Annotated in this window: 1 protein-coding gene; it reads right to left on the bottom strand. The window is 71.0% G+C overall.

The genetic code is table 11. The annotated features are described in order from the left end of the window. A partial coding sequence (locus AB4Y84_RS21500; protein ID WP_442250911.1) for a ComEC/Rec2 family competence protein occupies nucleotides 1–1495 on the bottom strand: 1495 nt, incomplete at both ends.

Below are 1495 nucleotides of genomic sequence, written 5' to 3'. Positions count from 1 at the left end.
GGCCACAGCAATGGCAGGCACAGCAATGACCCGGCAAGCACCGCACCGGCACCACGCGGCAACAACCACCAGAACACCCCCAGCAACGCCGCCGGCACCGCCCAGGCTGGCCCCTGCGCCAGCCACCACATCGCCTGCGGGTGCTCGGCCAACGGCTGCATCAGCTGCCAACTGCCATCGAACACCCAGGCTGCCGCGCGCCAAGGCCACTGCCCTGCCCCACTAAGCAGGGCCTCCAGAGCGGTTCCCAGCAGGGCCAAAGGCACTACCAGCAGGCTCCACAGCGGAATGACCGGCAGATTCACCAGCGGCCCCAGCCGCGCGGTTCCGCCAAACAGCGCCACTGCCAGCGGCAGCAGAGCGACGCTGGCCACCCCCTGTCCTGCCAGCGCGCCGCGCAGCATCGCGGCGCCCCCCTTCGGCCGCCCCTGCGGCAGGCACCACAACAACCACAGTACGCCGCCGAAACTGAGCCAGAAGCCCGCAGACAGCACCGACAGCGGTGCCGGCAGCAACATCGCCAGCGCGGCCAGCGCCAAGCCCTGTGCCACTGTCACCGGACGGCGGACGACGCGTGCCAGGGCCACCACCGCGATCATCAACGCGGTGCGCACAGTCGGCAGCTCGCTGCCTGCGACAACGGCATAGCCGGCCGCTGCCACCGCCGCCGCGCAGGCCGCCGCCTGTGGTCGTGGCCAGAACCCGGCAAGCCCCGGCCAGGACCGCCAGAGAACAGAACACAGCAATGCGGCGAAGCCCGCCACCAGACCGACATGGAAGCCGGAAATGGCGATCAGGTGGGTCAGGCCCAGCGCGCGCAGCTGCGCCCAGTCGATATCGGACAGGCCACGCGTATCGCCCAGCGCCAAGGCCTGGATGAACCGTGCCGAGGGGTGTGCGATCTGCGTGGCGATGGCCGCACTGGTGCGCTCGCGCCAAGCGGGCAGGCCGTGCGCGGGACGCAGCTGCCTCGTGGTGCTGGCATCACGCACGTTGCCACTCGCTGCCAGCCCGTGCAGCAACGCATGCCGTTCGCCATCGAAGCCCCCTGGATTGATACGCGAGYGTGGCGGCCGCACGCGCAGCGACAACTGCCAGTCCGCGCCGGCGTGCAGGCGATGTCTCTGATCAGCCCCGGCGTCGACCGGCCCGCGCCGGGGCGCGTGCCAGAACACCTGCAGCCGCTTTCCACGCAGCATCGGCGTCGCATCGGACGCATCGACCCGGAATTCGAACCGGGTGTATCCAGGCGCTTGCTTCGGCAGGTCGACGACCTGCCCCCGGACCAGCACATCCTGGGCAGCAGCACCGGCCGGCAGCTGCGCCTGCAATGCCCAATGCCCATGGCAGGACGTCCAGGCCAAGCCGAACAGCAGCGCAGCCGCCGCGCGCCCGCGCCAGCGCAGCACCCAGCCCAACGCCGCCACGGCGGCCGCCAGAACAGACAGCCACAGCGGCGGCAACACCGGCAACAGCACGCAGGCCAAGGCACCGG

The sequence above is a fragment of the Stenotrophomonas sp. 2YAF22 genome (assembly GCF_052114665.1).
Lineage (GTDB): Bacteria > Pseudomonadota > Gammaproteobacteria > Xanthomonadales > Xanthomonadaceae > Stenotrophomonas > Stenotrophomonas indicatrix.
The sequence above is the reverse complement of the archived record's forward strand: the minus strand, read 5'-3'. Positions and strand labels throughout refer to the sequence as shown.